Source organism: Aphanizomenon sp. CS-733/32 (assembly GCF_028330045.1).
GTDB lineage: Bacteria > Cyanobacteriota > Cyanobacteriia > Cyanobacteriales > Nostocaceae > Dolichospermum > Dolichospermum gracile.
Window position 1 is genome coordinate 1 of the sequence record NZ_JAQMSE010000179.1, and the last position, 17,048, is coordinate 17,048.

Here is a 17,048-nt window from a genome sequence, read left to right on the forward strand (position 1 = left end):
AACCTGTAACCTGTAACCTGTAACCTGTAACCTGTAACCTGTAACCTGTAACCTGTCCCCGTGGCGTAGCACCTGTCCCCGTGGCGTAGCACCTGTCACCTATTAGCAATACTGAGAAATGTCTTCGCCACAGGTATCAGCTAGATAGCACATGGCTTTAAATCGCAAACCTACTACTTCTTCGTATAAAGGATTAAGTTTACACATTGGCGGAATGTGAAACAGTGTTTTACCAAATACTTTGACATCACGCTCAAATGGACACTGAGCCGGAATGTATTTACAGAGACAATGAGCTAATCGGCGATCGCGCACCTGAATGTTATCCAACCAATTACGCAAAGGACGTAAAAAGTCCCAAGCCGGCTGGGCCGCAACATGGTGTAACGCAGTCATATTAGCTTCACTAGCGTCTACTGGATGTAGAGAAATCCAACTTGCTAAAAAAATCTTTTTGTTAGTATTTTTAGATACCTTCATGGTAATTCCTCTTTTGTTGTGAGGGTGTTCACCTTATTGATGAATATGTAATATGACAAGAACCTGAACCGGAAAACAGGATTATTAGGTAAATTCTGTAAAAAGTGTAATTAATTAACCGCTCCCCATGATTGAATCCATATATTAATACGTCACCCTAACCCTAATTTTCCAAAAAGCAATCCTAGAATTTATTCAATCTTATGAATAATCCGTCACAGTTAATATCTTAGTGAAGACATCTGCCTTTGGGCGTGATTTCTTTTGACTGCAACAAAACTTATTATAGCAATAAGTAGGTTGGCGTTGAAAATTGTCGTTATGGCAAGGCAAAAGGCAAGAGGCAAGAGTGAAGAGGGTTTGGGCTCCAACCTGTCCTGTCCTATGCCGGCTTTTTCTGCAAAGCATTGGTACTGCTATTGAGGTGTACCCTTAGTCCTCTAGGCTTATTGATAGTTCTCACTTTTGGTGTGGCATCCTTAATCCTTTCGGCTTGCTTTCCCAATGACACCATAGCCCTAATTTTTACACCCCTCACTTTCAGTCTAACTCTATCTTTAGGCTTAAATCCCATTACCTAGAACTTTTACGTATTCTTGTTTAAAGAATAACACTTTTATAATTACTTACGAGTGTCTAAACTCCGGTCAATATCCGTACTTCAATATCTATCTTTAGATGGATTGACATTAATCTTGGTTTCTGAATATTGCAATTTTATACTATTTTAAGGATTTTTGCTGAAATTGGCTGTTTTTGCTATTGCTTTTATCTGGGAATGTGATTATTATTCAATGATTAATCATGCCTTAGAGGGTGTTTGAAAAGTATAATTTATTACTTGCAAGGGCAACTAGAAGTCGCGGCTACACAGACAAAACCCACCTTCGTGGGTTCAAAAGCCTTTTCAAACACCCTCTTAGTCAAATTAGCATCTACTACAATTAGAACAATGCAACTTCTTAGCAAACATCTCTTGCGACCAATATTTTCTCTAACTTTCCTTGTGGGACTCTCCGCACTGGTATCATCATGTCAACTATCCCAATCAAATGAGACAAAAACAGCTATTAAAATTGATGGTTCAGACACTGTTTACCCTATTACCCAAGAAGTCAGCAATGATTATAACTTCCAGAAAAATAATGGTAAATCACCTTCAGTAAAAGCAGTTGAAGTTAATTCTTCCGGTACTGGTAGGGGGTTTAAAAAGTTTTGTTTGGGAGAGACAGATATTAACAATGCTTCTCGACCAATTCATACTCACGAAATCAAAGAGTGTAATCAAAATAACGTGACATTCCTTGAATTACCCATTGGTTTTGATGCAATAACAATAGTAGTTAACTCTCAAAATAATTGGGCGCAGGATATAACCCTGGCAGAACTCAAAAAAATCTGGGAACCATCAGCCGAAGGTAAAATTACTACATGGAATCAGATTCGTTCCACTTGGCCGAATAAACCCTTGAACCTTTATGGTCCTGATAAAGATTCAGGCACTTTTGACTATTTTACACAAATTGCCGTGGGACAAGAAGGGGCTATTCGTAAGGACTATAAAGCTGATAGAAATTACAAAGTCATAGAGAGCAAAGTTAGCAGTGATACCAACGCCTTAGCTGTTATTCCCTACGCCTATTACAACTCTAACAAAGATACATTGAAAGCCCTATCTGTAGATAGCGGTACTGGTGCAGTGATGCCTTCACGGACAAGTGTGAAATGGGGAAAATACCGACCACTTTCTCGTCCACTGTTTATATATGTCAGCTATAAATCTCTTCGGCAAAAACCAGATCTGAGAGAATTTTTAGAATTATACATGGATAAAGCACCTGAGTTTGTCAGTGCTATTGGGGATGTACCCTTAACAGATCACGCTTACAAGTTAAATAAGATCCATTTTAACAAAGGTAAAGTCGGCACTGTTTTTGAGGGTAAATCTCAATTTAATTTAACTCTAGAACAGGTCTTGCAAAAACAAGCTAATTTCTAAGGAATTTGACACTCTTCGGTTCTCTTTTTCAACCCGAAAATTCTTCATATATCTAGGTTTTCGGTTTATATGGCTATAGCTTGCATGAGGACGTATGGAGTCATAGTCCACGCTACGCTATCAGCAAGCCCTAATTAACTGTCTTGTTAACTCTCAAGCAAGAACGCAAAGATCTAAAAACCTTTGCGCCTTTGCCCCTTAGCGTCTTTGCGCGAAATAATTCTTTAAGAGGCCACAGCAGTAGAACGAGTCCGTCGTCTTCTACCATCAGAAACCTTCACAGCAGGCTCTTCCGGGACTTGCATCAACAACGTCAAAGAAGGTTGACATTGCAACTCTCTCCGCATAGAACGCGCCAACTCACGTTCTAAAGTTTCCTGTAATCCACCCCAATCAGTATCAGCAGGTTGTCCTTCTACGGGAGAGAACTCCGTCCAGCGAACGCTAAGAATTTCCTCAATGCGTTGTTGTACCCATTTTTGCAGAAGCGATCGCTCGATACTTGTCACCACACCCTGCATATGAATTTCCGTTTTCGCCATTAGCTTACCACTCCAATCAATAGCGGCAGCAATAGTCACAGTCCCCTCAGAAGCCATGCGTTGGCGTTCTTGCAACACCTTAGAACTCACCATTCCCGAACTAGAAGTATCCACCAATTCAATCCCCGCTGGCACTTTTCCAGCAACACGGATAGAATCTTCCGTTAACTCGATGACATCCCCATTTTGGATAATCACCATATTTTCTGCCGGAATCCCCATACTTTGAGCAGTTTCCGAATGCTTCACCAACATCCGATGTTCACCGTGAAATGGCACAAAGAACTTAGGACGAGTTAAAGCAATCATCAACTTTTGTTCTTCTTGACAGCCGTGTCCAGAAACGTGAATCCCTTTATCCCGTCCATAGACCACTTTTGCCCCCTGAATCATCAATTTATCAATGGTGTTGACCACAGCAATTGTGTTACCAGGAATGGGGTTAGCGGAGAAGAGAACCGTATCTCCTGGGCGAATTTTGATATGGGGGTGTTCTTTATTGGCAATTCTTGTCATCGCTGCCATTGTTTCACCCTGAGAGCCAGTGGTTAAAATCAGCACTCTCTCATCTGGCATCCCCCGAACCGTATGCAATGGTTGAAATAGGCTATCTTCACACTTGATATAACCTAAATTCCGAGCATGGGCGATTAAATTCAGCATAGAACGCCCAACAATTGTCACCACACGATTATGTTTTCTTGCTAGTTGCAAAACCATGTTGATGCGATGAACGCTAGAAGAAAAGGTGGTGACAAATAAGCGCCCCGTAGCGTGAGAAAATTCTCGGTCAAGGTTAGGAAAAACAGCCCGTTCGGAAGGTGTAAATCCTGGCAATTCGGCGTTAGTGGAATCACTCAATAGGCAAAGTACGCCTTTTTCACCATGTTCTGCCAGACGTTGTAAATCGAACTTTTCACCATCTACGGGAGTATGATCAATTTTAAAATCCCCTGTGTGGATAACTACGCCCAATGGTGTATGAATAGCAACGGTGAAACTATCAGCGATGGAGTGGGTGTTGCGGATATATTCGACAAAGAAATGTTTACCAATTCTCACCACGTCACGGGGAAGAACTTTTCTTAATTCTGTGCGATCGCGGACCCCTGCTTCTTCCAGTTTACCCTCTAGCATGGCCATTGCTAGTCTAGGTCCATAAATTACCGGAATATCAAATTGCTTCAAGTGAAAGGCAATTCCCCCGATATGATCTTCATGACCATGAGTAACGATCATGCCCTTAATTTTGTGGCGATTTTCCCGTAGATAAGTTGTATCTGGTAATACAATATTTACCCCGTGCATGGCTTCTGTGGGAAATGCCAATCCTGCATCTAACAGGATAATTTCGTCCTCATATTCAAAAACGCAAGTATTTTTACCTATTTCGTGTAAACCGCCCAAAGGAATAATTTTGAGAGCGGGATTAGATTCGTTTTTAGACATTTTCTCCTGGAGATTTTTGTTAGTTGTGAATCAGTTGATTGTTCGGTTTCTTGTATCAAAGAAAAGACCAAATTTTCTGTTTAAATTCAGCTTCTATAAAGTCCTATTTGATTTCGTTGACATCAAACTGAATTATTTTTATATTGTTCAGTTGTAGCACAAGTGTTAAAGTGACAGTCTAGTAACCATTTGTACACATTATCTATAAATCACTCACCTATTATTGCCTAGATTAAATTCAGCTTTTGCATTACTGACTCTAATTTTTTCGATACATCTGTATCGGCTTCATATAAGGGTAGACGAGTTGAACCTACTTCCCAACCTTGTAGTTTGAGTGCTTCTTTGACAGGAATGGGATTTGTAGTTAAAAATAGAGCTTTAAACAATGGAAACAATTGCAAATGAATGTCGGTGGCAAGTTGAGTATTTCCCATTTTCCAGGCTTGAATCATTTTTTGGATGTGATTACCCACTAAATGAGAAGCTACACTGACTATCCCTTGAGATCCTATGGCTAACATTGGTAAAGTTAAAGAATCATCTCCAGCGTAAATCTGAAATTCTTTGGGTGTCAAGCGCCGGATTTCACTCACTTGATCTAAGTTACCACTGGCTTCTTTAATGGCGACAATGTTATCAATTTCCGCTAATTTTACCACTGTTTCGGAACTGAGGTTTTGACCCGTGCGCCCAGGAACGTTATACAACATCATGGGCAGGTCAGGAATTGATTGAGCTATTGCCTGAAAGTGTTTGTATAATCCAGCCTGTGGCGGTTTGTTGTAATAGGGAACTACTTGTAAAGAACCATGTACTCCTATTTTAGCTGCTTTTTGGGTGGCGGCGATCGCTTCTTTGGTGTCATTAGAACCAGAACCAGCAATTACTTTAGCTTTACCTGATACAGTTTGCAATACCTCAACAAATAATTGATATTCTTCGTCCCAAGTCAGGGTTGGAGATTCCCCTGTTGTTCCACATACCACTATTGCATCTGTACCGTTGTTAACTAGATAATCTGCCAGTTTGGCAACTACATCATAATTAATACTACCGTCTGTCTTAAACGGTGTAATCATAGCAGTTACAATTGTTCCAAAATCTCCCACACTCTTTTCTCTCCTAATTTGTTAGTTGTCAGTTGTTGATTATCTAATGATTGATGAGAAATGACTGAATTTAAACTTATACTCTAGTCAATTTTAGTAAATTTTTTCTACTAATAATTCAGCAATTTGCACTGCATTTAAAGCTGCACCTTTACGAATTTGGTCGCCGCATAGCCATAAGTCTAAACCACAAGCATGAGAAATATCCTGGCGAATTCTTCCCACCAAAACCTCATCTTTACCACTAGCATCTATAGGCATCGGAAAATAATTGGCTTGCCAATCTTCTACTAATTTCACCCCAGGTGATGTTCTTAAAATTTCTCTAGCCTCATCTGGATCAAAAGGTGTTTCAAACTCTAGATTAATGGCTTCAGAATGGGCGCGGAGTACGGGAACCCGTACACAAGTCGCGGTGATTCTGATTTCTTGATTACCAAAGATCTTACGGGTTTCGTTCACCATTTTCATTTCTTCCTCACAATATCCCCAAGTTGTCATGGGAGAATTATGGGTAAATAAATTAAATGCCAATGGGTAAGGTAAAACCTCCGCTACTGGTTGCTTTCCTTGTAGTATAGCCTCACTTTGGATTTTTACTTCCTCCATTGCCTTCGCCCCAGCACCACTAGCTGATTGATAGGTAGCAGCGACAATCCTTTTCACTGGTTTAACTTGATGTAATGGCCAAACTGCCAAGGACATGAGAATTGTCGTACAGTTGGGATTGGCAATAATTCCTTGGTGAGTAAATGCGGCTTGGGGATTTACCTCTGGAACTACCAAAGGGACATCCGGGTTCATGCGGAAGGCACTGGAATTATCAATGACCACTGCTCCTTTTTCTACCGCCACACTCGCCCAAGTTTTGGAGATGCTACCCCCAGCACTAGCTAAGACTATATCTAGGTTTGCCAAACTGCGATCGCTCACTGCCTCAATTTGAATATCTTCCCCTTTGCATCTGAGTGTTTTTCCCGCACTGCGTGGCGATGCCAACAATTTTAATTCAGCTAGGGGAAAATTTCGGCTTTCTAGTAATTCCAGCAACTCAGTACCTACAGCACCAGTTGCTCCCAAAATAGCTACACGATAGGACTTAGACAAACTCAACTCCTCCTTTAAGAGGTAACTAGCACTTTTTTTAGGACAACTTAAAAAATCATAGGTTTCTGTTGTTCCTGTCAACAGCAGATTTTAAATAGTAAAATTTGCATATTTTTGCGATTATATCCCAATTCTCGGTGACTATTGAGAAATTCGAGACTTTGTTGTTTATATTGCCGTTAAAATTAATTGATATCGGACTTTACAGCTATGGAAGTCATTACATTATCGTATAATATCCCATTATACAGCAACCTGCAAAAAAAGAAAACCAAGAGCGATTAACATTTGGGTATTTGCTAGAAGTCCTGCCTGTAAAGTTATGTTACCGGAACTAGGGCTGCTATGTTGAAAGAATATCATAAAGTGTTCAGTCCTTTACTTTTTGCAGTAAACTGGATCTCTGTTGAAAGACATTCACACGCATTTGTGTCTGAATGATATCTATTCAGAATATAATCGCGTCTCAAAAACAGCGCGTTAACTTAGGTCGGGATAACCGATCCTATACCCCCGTAGAAGTAAATATCTAGACTTGTCTAGTATTTAGATAGCAGATTAAAATACCAGAAAAATAGAAACAACGCATGAAAGTTACCCAGGAAAAACTTCCCGCCAGTCAAATTGGTTTAGAAATAGAAATTACACCGGAAATTACCAAACAAAAATACGAGCAAGCTATTAGAAAATTAACTAGTACCATCAATATTCCTGGGTTTCGCAAAGGCAAAGTACCCCGGCAAATATTAATACAACGTATTGGTCAGGTTCGCGTCAAGGCAACCGCCCTAGAAGAAATGCTGCAAGAAGGCATTGACCAAGCAATTAAACAAGAAGCAATTAGCGCTCTTGGTCAGCCCCAATTAAGTTCTTCCTTTGATGATTTAATTGTCAATTATGAACCAGGAAAACCCCTGACTTTTACCGCTTCTGTGGATGTATTCCCAGAAGTCAAGTTAAACCAATACACTGGTTTAGAAGTTAAAGCGGAGGAAATCAAGTACGATCCTACCCAAGTAGATACAGTTGTTGAAGCTCAAAGAGAAAAATCAGCAACTTTAGTCCCCGTGGAAGGACGTGCCACCCAAATCGGTGATATGGCAGTAATTGACTTTAAGGGTGTAATTGCCAAAACTGAAGGGGATGATCCTGATAGTGAACCCAAACCAATTCCCGGTGGAGAAGGAACTGATTTTCAAGTTGAGTTACAAGAAGATAAGTTCATTCCCGGTTTTGTCTTGGGTATAGTGGGCATGAACCCTGGGGAAACCAAAGAAGTATCTGCTCAATTCCCAGATCCTTATGGTAATGAGGAATTATCTGGTAAGGCGGCCCTGTTTACTATTACCCTCAAAGAAATTAAAACCAAAGAACTGCCAGAATTGGATGATGATTTTGCCCAATCAGTCAGCGACTTCGAGACCTTAGCCGAATTACGGGCATCCTTAGAAGAACGGTATCAAAAAGAAGCAGCCGATAAAACCAAGGACAATCAGCAAGAAGCGTTAGTCAAAGAACTACTCAATCATGTGGAAATAGATTTGCCGACAACACTGATTGATCAAGAAATTGATGCTATGCTGTCGCAGACGGCTATGAAGTTAGCCGAGCAAGGAATAGATGTCAAAAAGCTATTCACTCAAGAAATTATTCCTCAATTACGCGATCGCTCCAAACCTGAAGCTATAGAACGTCTGAAACGAAATCTATCTTTACAAGAAATTGGCAAACGTGAATCTATTGAAGTGGCAAAGGAAGAAGTACAAGCTAGAGTCGCCCTATTGATGGCAGAGTATGCTGATCAAGATTTGGATGAAAATAGATTGCGTGCAGTGGTTAAAGAAGAACTTTTAACCAAAAAAATCGTTGATTGGTTGCTAGAACGTTCATCTGTGGAACTAGTTCCTGAAGGTTCTCTAAGTGCGGCGGAAGAAACAGAAACAGATTCAGAAAGCACTGAAGCAGTTCAGGAAGCAGAAACCAGTAATCCTGAGTAACAGGATAGGTGACAGGTGACAGGTGACAGTAAAGAGGCAAGAGGCACAAGTTCTTTTACTCCTGACTCCTGACTCCTGAATTCTGCCATATAGGGCATAATGGTTAACAGTTCACAATTTCATGCCATTTATTTTTAAATATTCTAGTATGCTTGTATCGCAGTCGGGAAATTACCCAATCAACAGCTTGAGTCCTATTGGTACTAGTGGCAGTTCTGGCAGCCCTAGTAATATTGTGCCAATGGTGGTAGAACAGTCTGGGATGGGAGAAAGGGCATTTGATATCTACTCCCGATTACTCCGCGAGCGGATTATTTTTTTGGGAACTCCCATAGATGATGTTGTAGCTAATTCTATTGTTGCCCAATTACTTTTTCTCGATTCTGAAGACGCGGAAAAAGATATTCAATTGTACATTAATTCTCCTGGTGGCTCTGTCTACGCGGGTATGGCAATCTATGATACAATTCAACAAATACGTCCCGATGTTGTAACTATCTGTTTTGGGCTGGCAGCGAGCATGGGGGCTTTTTTATTAACATCTGGAACTGCTGGAAAGCGGATGTCTTTACCTGACTCCCGGATTATGATTCACCAACCCCTGGGTGGCGCTCAAGGACAAGCCATTGACATTGAAATTCAAGCGCGAGAGATTCTTTATATTAAGGGTGAATTAAATCAATTAATGGCCAAGCATACTGGCCAATCCTTGGAGAGAATTGAGGCTGATACCGAGCGCGACTTTTTCATGTCAGCAGAAGAGGCGAAGAATTATGGTTTGATCGATCAGGTCATTTCTAGACAAAATCTTCCCACAGCAGGGTAAATCGTCATCATTCTGAAATAAGAGGCTGATATGTCTAAGTACGACTCCCATTTAAAATGTTCATTTTGTGGCAAGTCTCAAGAGCAGGTACGTAAATTAATCGCAGGTCCGGGAGTCTACATCTGCGATGAATGCGTTGACTTGTGTAATGAAATCCTCGATGAGGAATTGCTGGATACCAATGCTGCTGCATCACAACCGGCGCAAAAGTCAGAACCAACTGAAAAACGTCGTACCAGTTCGTCTAATCTCTCGTTTAATCAAATCCCTAAACCAAGAGAGATTAAAAATTATTTAGACGAACACGTTATCGGTCAAGATGAAGCCAAAAAGGTGCTATCTGTGGCTGTTTACAATCATTACAAACGATTAGCGATTCTTCAGTCTAAGGGTAATACAAAGGCTGGGGCAGATGATGCGATCGAATTACAAAAGTCCAATATTTTATTGATTGGTCCGACTGGTTGCGGTAAGACTCTCTTGGCACAGACTCTAGCCAAAATTCTCGATGTTCCCTTTGCTGTTGCTGATGCTACAACCCTGACGGAAGCTGGGTATGTGGGGGAAGATGTAGAAAATATCCTGTTGCGTCTGTTGCAGGTGGCGGATTTGGATGTGGAGGAGGCTCAACGGGGGATTATCTACATTGATGAAATTGATAAAATCGCCCGCAAGAGTGAGAATCCCTCAATTACTAGAGATGTTTCTGGGGAAGGGGTACAACAAGCTTTGCTAAAAATGCTGGAGGGGACTATTGCCAATGTTCCACCCCAGGGGGGACGTAAGCACCCATATCAAGATTGTATCCAAATTGATACGAGCAATATTTTGTTTGTCTGTGGCGGGGCGTTTGTCGGTTTGGAAAAGGTTGTAGATCAGAGAGTGGGCAAAAAGTCAATTGGCTTTGTCCAACCTGGAGATGTGCAAACTAAGGAAAAACGGGCTGCTGATACGTTACGTCATCTGCAACCAGATGATTTGGTGAAATTTGGGATGATTCCTGAGTTTATTGGGCGGATTCCCATGGTGGCTGTGGTTGATCCTTTGGATGAGGATGCGCTGATGGCAATTCTGACCGAACCACAGAGTGCTTTGGTGAAACAGTACCAAAAACTGCTGAATATGGATAATGTCCAGTTAGATTTTAAAACAGATGCTTTGAAAGCGATCGCTCAAGAGGCTTATCGGCGCAAGACTGGAGCGCGGGCTTTACGGGGTATTGTGGAAGAATTGATGCTGGATGTCATGTATGAGTTACCCTCTCGTAAGGATGTGACTCGCTGTACTATTACTAAGGAAATGGTGGAAAAACGTTCTACTGCTGAATTGATAGTACATCCTTCTTCTTTACCTAAACCAGAGTCGGCTTAATTGTCAGTTGTCAGTTGTCAATTGTCAGTTGTCAATTGTCAGTTGTCAGTTGTTAATTGCCAATTGTCAATTGTCAATTGTTAATTCTTAATTTTTAATTCTTGCAATGACTTATATAAATGTTCGGGGTGTAGACCATTATTACGAGTGGATGAAAAAACCATCAAATGTTATGAAACCGGTGATGGTTTTTTTGCATGGTTGGGCTGGTTCAGCGAGATATTGGCAAAGTACGGCTGAGGCTTTATTAGATAATTTTGATTGTTTATTATATGATTTACGGGGTTTTGGACGTTCTCAATGTCAACCTCAAAATAACGGGAATTTAAGTTATGAATTAACAGAATACGCGGAAGATTTGGCGGTTTTATTAAATGAGTTAAATCTTGATCGTGTTTATATTAATGCCCATTCTATGGGTGCTTCTATTGCCACTTTATTTTTTAATCGTTATCCTGAAAAAGTTGCCAAGGGAATTTTAACTTGTAGCGGTATTTTTGAATATGATGAAAAGGCTTTTTCGGCTTTTCATAAATTTGGTGGTTATGTGGTGAAATTCCGCCCGCAGTGGTTAAGTAAAATTCCTTTGGCTGATAAAATGTTTATGGCCAGATTTTTACATCGTCCTATTCCTAAAGCGGAAAGTCAGGCTTTTTTGGAAGATTTTGTTAATGCCCATTATGAAGCGGCTTTAGGGACTATTTATACTTCTGTGAGTAAAGAACAAGCGGAAACAATGCCGGGAGAATTTGCTAAGTTAACTATACCAACTTTGCTAATTGCTGGGGAACATGACATTATTATTCCAGCTAAATTAGGGAAAACGGCGGCGGCTTTAAGTGATCAGGTTCAATTAAATATTATTCCCAATACGGCGCATTTTCCGATGTTGGAAGACGCAGAAACTTATTTAGCAATAGTCAAAGAGTTTTTAAGTTGTTCGTAATTGGTAGAATCAGATCCCCGACTTCTTAGAGAAGTTGGGGATCTTTATTTATATGTGTGTTATTTTAGAGGTAAATAGGAGGTAAATTTATGATAGTTACTACTAATTTACAGCAACTCTATGAAACTGATGATTATTTATGGTTATTAGCAACTATTGATTTATTGAAACAAGGTCGTTTTAATGAGGTGGATTTAGAGAATTTAATTGAGGAGTTGGAAGATTTGGGAAGTGAAAAGAAAAATGCAGTTGAAAGTCTTTTAGAACAAGTTATTAGACATTTATTATTATTGCAATATTGGATAGAAGAAAATGAAACAAATCGTTATCATTGGCAAGCTGAAATCGTCAGTTTTAGAAATCAACTTAAACGACGTTTAACTGGTAATTTGCGTAATCATTTAGCTAAAGAAATGCTAAATCTTTATGCTGATGCTTTGAAATATGTGCAGATAAAAACTCAGCTTAAAGTTGATTTTCCCGCAGAATGTCCTTATTCTCTTCAACAATTGTTAGATATTGATTATTTACCTAATTGAGTTAGAGAAATAATTAAATAAATTAGGAGGTAAAAATATGAATGTTTTGACTAATTTACAGCAACTCTATGAAACAGATGATTATTTATGGTTATTAGCAACTATTGATTTACTGAAACAAGGTCGTTTTGATGAAGTGGATTTAGGAAATTTAATTGAGGAGTTGGAAGACTTGGGAAGTGAAAAGAAAAATGCTGTGGAAAGTTTATTACAGCAAATTATTAGACATTTATTACTGTATCAGTATTGGACTATTGAAGTTGAGAGAAATTCTGGTCATTGGCAAGCTGAGATTTATAGTTTCCGAGATCAACTTAATGCTAAATTAACCACAAATTTACGCAATCATTTAGTTGAAGAAAAATCAAATATCTACCAAAGGGCATTAGGATATGTGCAAAGAAAAACTAATTTTCAGGTTGATTTTCCTGAACAATGTCCTTATTCTCTTGAACAATTATTAGATATTGATTATTTACCTAAGTAGGTTGGCGTTGAAAATTGTCGTTATGGCAAGGCAAAAGGCAAGAGGCAAGAGTGAAGAGGGTTTAGGCGATTTTACATTTCTTTACACAGTTTGGTTTTATTGTGTTCACCTACCTAATTGAGTTAGAGAAATAATTAATTAAATAAGTTAGGAGGTAAAAATATGAATGTTTTGACTAATTTACAGCAACTCTATGAAACAGATGATTATTTATGGTTATTAGCAACTATTGATTTATTGAAACAAGGTCGTTTTAATGAGGTGGATTTAGAGAATTTAATTGAGGAGTTGGAAGACTTGGGAAGTGAAAAGAAAAATGCAGTTAAAAGTTTATTAGAACAAGTGATTAGACATTTATTATTACTGCAATATTGGACGGAGGAATCTGAAAGAAATTATTATCATTGGCAATCAGAAATTTTAGGTTTTCGTTATCAAATTGAGGATAGATTAACAACTAATTTACGTAATTATCTAGCTAATGAGATGGGTTATATTTATAATCGGGCTTTAAAATATGTGCAGATAAAAACTAAGTTTAAAGTTGATTTTCCTGAAATATCTCCTTATTCTCTAGAACAATTGTTAGATATTGATTATTACTAGATCCCCGACTTCTTAGAGAAGTCGGGGATCTTTGAGAGGATATTTGAGTACATATACCAGGAGTGCATTTTATGAAATTCAATCGCAGTCAAGTTAAAACATATCTCCAATCGTCTGATTTTACATCTTTATTTATTGAAGAGTTGGGTTGGGATTATGCAGATGGTTCTCCTCTTTATTTAACTGTAGATGAGGAGAATTATACTATAGAAGCTGCTGCCCAAAAACGCGGGATGATGGTTTATCATTGTGTGTCTGAAAATGGTATTTTACCTAATGCTAAAATCAGGAAAAAGATTGATACAGAAGTTACAAGTTATAGTCAAGAACATTTAATTATTTATACTGATAAAAAGCAAGAAAAGCAGGTTTGGCAATGGGTAAAAAGAGAATCTGCAAATAAAACTAAAGCCAAGGAAACTACTTTTCATATTACTCAATCTGGAGAGTTATTAACTCAAAAGTTAGAATCTTTATTTATTGATTTTGCTGAAGAAGGAAATTTAACTTTAACTGATGTTACTCAACGTACTCAAAAGGCTTTTGATATTGAAAAGGTTACTAAAAAGTTTTTTGATGATTTCCAGTTGGAACATCGGAAATTTGTTACCTTTATTAAAGGTATAGATAATATTAAAGATGCTAATTGGTATGCTTCGGTAATTTTGAATCGGTTGATGTTTATTTATTTTCTCCAGAAAAAGGGGTTTTTAGATCATGGAAATACTGATTATTTACAAGATAAGTTGAAAGCTAGTCAAAGCAAAGGTAAAGATTTATATTATCAAGAGTTTTTACAGACTTTGTTTTTTGATGGTTTTGGTAATGCTGAAAAGTTCCGTAAAGATGGAACTGCGGCTTTAATTGGTAGAATTAAATATATAAATGGTGGGTTGTTTTTACCCCATATTATTGAGGAAAAGTATCGGGGTGAAATTATCATTAATGATGCTGGTTTTGAGGATATATTTAAGTTATTTTCTGGTTATACTTGGCATTTAGATGATACCCCCAGTGGTAAGGATGATGAAATTAATCCTGATGTTTTAGGATATATTTTTGAGAAGTATATTAACCAAAAAGAATTTGGCGCTTATTATACGAAACCGGAAATTACTAATTATCTTTGTGAACGGACTATTAATAAGTTTATTAGTGAGAAAATTGCTAATATTGAAATATTTGATCATCTCAATAATCAATTGTGTCAGCAATTGTTAGATGAGATATTACCACAACTATCAATTTTAGATCCTGCTTGTGGTAGTGGGGCGTTTTTAGTTGCTGCTTTACAACATTTAATTAAGGTTTATACCGCCATTTTTGACTTTATTCAAGTTTCGGGAAATGCAGAAAATCAAGCCAGATTAAGGAAGATTAAACAAAATCATCCTTCCTTGGATTATTATATCAAAAAACGGGTGATTACTGACAATCTCTATGGTGTGGATATCATGGAGGAGGCGGTAGAAATTGCGAAGTTACGCTTGTTTTTAAGTTTAGTTGCTTCTGCAAAAACTGTGGATGATTTAGAACCTTTACCTAATGTTGATTTTAACATTATGGCAGGTAATTCTTTAATTGGGTTGATTCGGGTTGATGATAAACGTTTTGATATTGTGGGAAATCCTGATATTTTACAACAATTAAAAGCCCAGGATTATCAAACTATTTTAAATGAGAAAAATGAAAGTATTAAGATGTATAAGGAACACGCTTTTATTGCAGGAAAAGTTGAAGATACGGAACAAGAAGATCGTTTACAATTTTTGAAACACCATATTAATGATGTTAACCGGGAATCTTTGGTTAAGTTAAATCAATTGTTATTAGATGAGTTTGGGAATTTAAAGATTAAGTATGAGGAAGTGCAGTTAAAGGGTAAACCTGTGAAACGACTTTTAAATATTGCGGATATGGAAGGGTTAAAACCTTTTCATTGGGGTTATCATTTTGATCAGATTATTGCTAAGGGTGGTTTTGATATTATTTTGGGTAATCCTCCTTGGGAGATTTTTAAACCACAAGCTAAGGAGTTTTTTGCGGAATATAGTGATTTAGTGACTAAGAATAAGATGGATATTAAGACTTTTGAAAAACAACAAAAGCAGTTATTAGCAAATCCTGAAATTGCTAATGCTTGGTTAAAATATCAAAGTCAATATCCTCATGTAAGTTTGTATTTTAGAAGTGCGGAACAATATCTTAATCAAATTTCTGTGGTGAATGGTAAAAAACAGGGAACTGATATTAATTTATATAAGTTGTTTGTAGAACAATGTTTTAATTTATTACACTCTAATGGACGTTGTGGGATTATTATTCCCACAGGAATTTATACAGATTTAGGAACTAAACAACTCAGAGAAATGTTATTTTCGCAAACTTCTCTTGGTAAATTATTTAGTTTTTCTAATGAAAAGTTTATTTTTGAAGGAGTTCATCATGCTTTTAAATTCTGTTTACTAGATTTTCAAAAGGGCAATGAAACTCAATCTTTTAAAGCTAGTTTTCGCATTAACCCTAGAGAAGCGATTAGAAAAGAAGAGTTAGAAAGATTTTTACATGATGAATCTGAGTTAATTAAAATTAATGTTAATCTGATTCGGAAATTGTCTCCTGATTCTATTTCGGTTATGGAGTTTAAAACTGATTTAGATATTCACATTGCGGAAAAAATGAGTCGCTTTCCTTTGTTGGGGGAGGAAATTCAGGATAAGTGGAATTTAAAGTTAACTGCTGAATTTCACATGACTAATGATAGTCATTTATTTAAAACTGAACCAGGAAAAGGAAGATTACCTTTATATGAAGGGAAAATGATTCATCAATTTACCCATAAGTTTGCTGAACCTCGGTACTGGATAGATGAGGAGGAAGGAAGAAAAGCAGTTTTAGGTAAAAATGGTGTTGATAAGGGGCAAATTTTAGATTATCAGTGTTATAGATTAGGTTTTAGGGATGTTGCAAGCAGTACAAATGAAAGAACAATGATTGCAACTGTTGTTCATAAAAGTCTATTTTGTGGTAATACTTTAATTATCAGTAAAAAAATTGATAACTTTAAAAATTTGCTAGTTATTTCTTCAATTTTGAATAGTTTTATTTGTGATTTTGTTATTCGTCAAAGAGTAACTGCACATTGTAATATGTTCTACGTTTATCAAACACCCGTACCCAGATTAACAGAAAAAGACGCATATTTTCAAGAAATAGTAGAACGTGCAGCCAAACTCATCTGTACCACAGCAGAATATGATGAATTAGCGAGAGAGGTAGGATTAACAAGTCATGAAAACGGAGTTACAGACGAGAGAGAAAGAGGGAAAATTCGCGCCGAATTAGATGGAATAATTGCCCATTTATATGGATTAACAGAAGAGGAATTTAGTCATATATTGAGTACATTTCCCATAGTTGCAGAAACTGTGAAAGATGCAGCTTTAAATCCCACATTCCGCACCCCAAACTGTCACAGATCAAAAAAGCCCTTAAAGTAGTACATAATAACTAAAGTCAATTCAAAAATTAAGATGCTTAATGAGAATAAATAGCATTAAAAGCGAAATGGTGTGATAAAGTGAAAC

General features: G+C 37.7%; 13 protein-coding genes and 1 pseudogene. 10 read left to right on the forward strand and 4 right to left on the reverse strand.

Annotation, left to right across the window (positions count from 1 at the left end; all coding sequences use genetic code 11):
- Window positions 1-102 precede the first annotated feature (102 nt).
- Window positions 103-480 carry a Mo-dependent nitrogenase C-terminal domain-containing protein gene (locus PN471_RS14360; protein ID WP_271777431.1) on the reverse strand — a complete coding sequence of 126 codons (378 nt, stop codon included), beginning with the start codon at window positions 478-480 and terminating at the stop codon, window positions 103-105.
- Window positions 481-857: 377 nt separating this feature from the next.
- On the opposite strand from PN471_RS14360, the pseudogene PN471_RS14365 reads away from it, so the two are divergent.
- Together PN471_RS14365 and PN471_RS14370 are read left to right on the forward strand one after the other, a co-directional pair.
- A pseudogene (locus tag PN471_RS14365) lies at window positions 858-1,055 on the forward strand (anion transporter); the annotation flags it as partial.
- A 245-nt stretch (window positions 1,056-1,300) separates the two neighbouring features.
- Complete coding sequence (locus PN471_RS14370) at window positions 1,301-2,479, forward strand: PstS family phosphate ABC transporter substrate-binding protein (protein WP_271777432.1); 1,179 nt, start codon at window positions 1,301-1,303, stop codon at window positions 2,477-2,479.
- Between the two features lie 224 nt (window positions 2,480-2,703).
- On the opposite strand, the gene PN471_RS14375 is transcribed toward PN471_RS14370, so the two are convergent.
- The 3 genes from PN471_RS14375 to PN471_RS14385 all read right to left on the reverse strand — a co-directional run bounded on the left by PN471_RS14375 (window position 2,704) and on the right by PN471_RS14385 (window position 6,689).
- Window positions 2,704-4,470, reverse strand: coding sequence for a ribonuclease J (locus PN471_RS14375; RefSeq protein WP_271777433.1), 1,767 nt, complete (start codon window positions 4,468-4,470; stop codon window positions 2,704-2,706).
- Between the two features lie 227 nt (window positions 4,471-4,697).
- Complete coding sequence (gene dapA, locus PN471_RS14380) at window positions 4,698-5,582, reverse strand: 4-hydroxy-tetrahydrodipicolinate synthase (protein WP_271777434.1); 885 nt, start codon at window positions 5,580-5,582, stop codon at window positions 4,698-4,700.
- Between the two features lie 93 nt (window positions 5,583-5,675).
- Window positions 5,676-6,689: an aspartate-semialdehyde dehydrogenase gene (locus tag PN471_RS14385; protein WP_271777443.1), complete on the reverse strand. Its 1,014-nt coding sequence runs from the start codon at window positions 6,687-6,689 to the stop codon at window positions 5,676-5,678.
- Between the two features lie 587 nt (window positions 6,690-7,276).
- On the opposite strand from PN471_RS14385, the gene tig reads away from it, so the two are divergent.
- From tig to PN471_RS14425, 8 genes are all read left to right on the forward strand, one after another.
- Window positions 7,277-8,686: a trigger factor gene (tig, locus tag PN471_RS14390; RefSeq protein WP_271777435.1), complete on the forward strand. Its 1,410-nt coding sequence runs from the start codon at window positions 7,277-7,279 to the stop codon at window positions 8,684-8,686.
- Between the two features lie 148 nt (window positions 8,687-8,834).
- On the forward strand, window positions 8,835-9,512 hold the full coding sequence (gene clpP / locus PN471_RS14395; RefSeq protein WP_271777436.1) for an ATP-dependent Clp endopeptidase proteolytic subunit ClpP: 678 nt from the start codon (window positions 8,835-8,837) through the stop codon (window positions 9,510-9,512).
- A 30-nt stretch (window positions 9,513-9,542) separates the two neighbouring features.
- The gene (gene clpX, locus PN471_RS14400; RefSeq protein ID WP_271777437.1) at window positions 9,543-10,883 is read left to right on the forward strand and encodes an ATP-dependent protease ATP-binding subunit ClpX; all 1,341 of its coding nucleotides are present in this window, start codon (window positions 9,543-9,545) and stop codon (window positions 10,881-10,883) included.
- 106 nt (window positions 10,884-10,989) lie between these two features.
- The gene (locus tag PN471_RS14405; protein WP_271777438.1) at window positions 10,990-11,829 is read left to right on the forward strand and encodes an alpha/beta fold hydrolase; all 840 of its coding nucleotides are present in this window, start codon (window positions 10,990-10,992) and stop codon (window positions 11,827-11,829) included.
- A gap of 89 nt (window positions 11,830-11,918) precedes the next feature.
- Window positions 11,919-12,368 (forward strand): DUF29 domain-containing protein, encoded by a 450-nt coding sequence (locus PN471_RS14410; protein WP_271777439.1) that lies wholly within the window; start codon window positions 11,919-11,921, stop codon window positions 12,366-12,368.
- 37 nt (window positions 12,369-12,405) lie between these two features.
- Window positions 12,406-12,855, forward strand: coding sequence for a DUF29 domain-containing protein (locus tag PN471_RS14415; protein ID WP_271777440.1), 450 nt, complete (start codon window positions 12,406-12,408; stop codon window positions 12,853-12,855).
- Between the two features lie 162 nt (window positions 12,856-13,017).
- The gene (locus PN471_RS14420) at window positions 13,018-13,461 is read left to right on the forward strand and encodes a DUF29 domain-containing protein (RefSeq protein WP_271777441.1); all 444 of its coding nucleotides are present in this window, start codon (window positions 13,018-13,020) and stop codon (window positions 13,459-13,461) included.
- A gap of 71 nt (window positions 13,462-13,532) precedes the next feature.
- Window positions 13,533-16,961: an Eco57I restriction-modification methylase domain-containing protein gene (locus PN471_RS14425; protein WP_271777442.1), complete on the forward strand. Its 3,429-nt coding sequence runs from the start codon at window positions 13,533-13,535 to the stop codon at window positions 16,959-16,961.
- The last annotated feature ends 87 nt before the right edge of the window (window positions 16,962-17,048 follow it).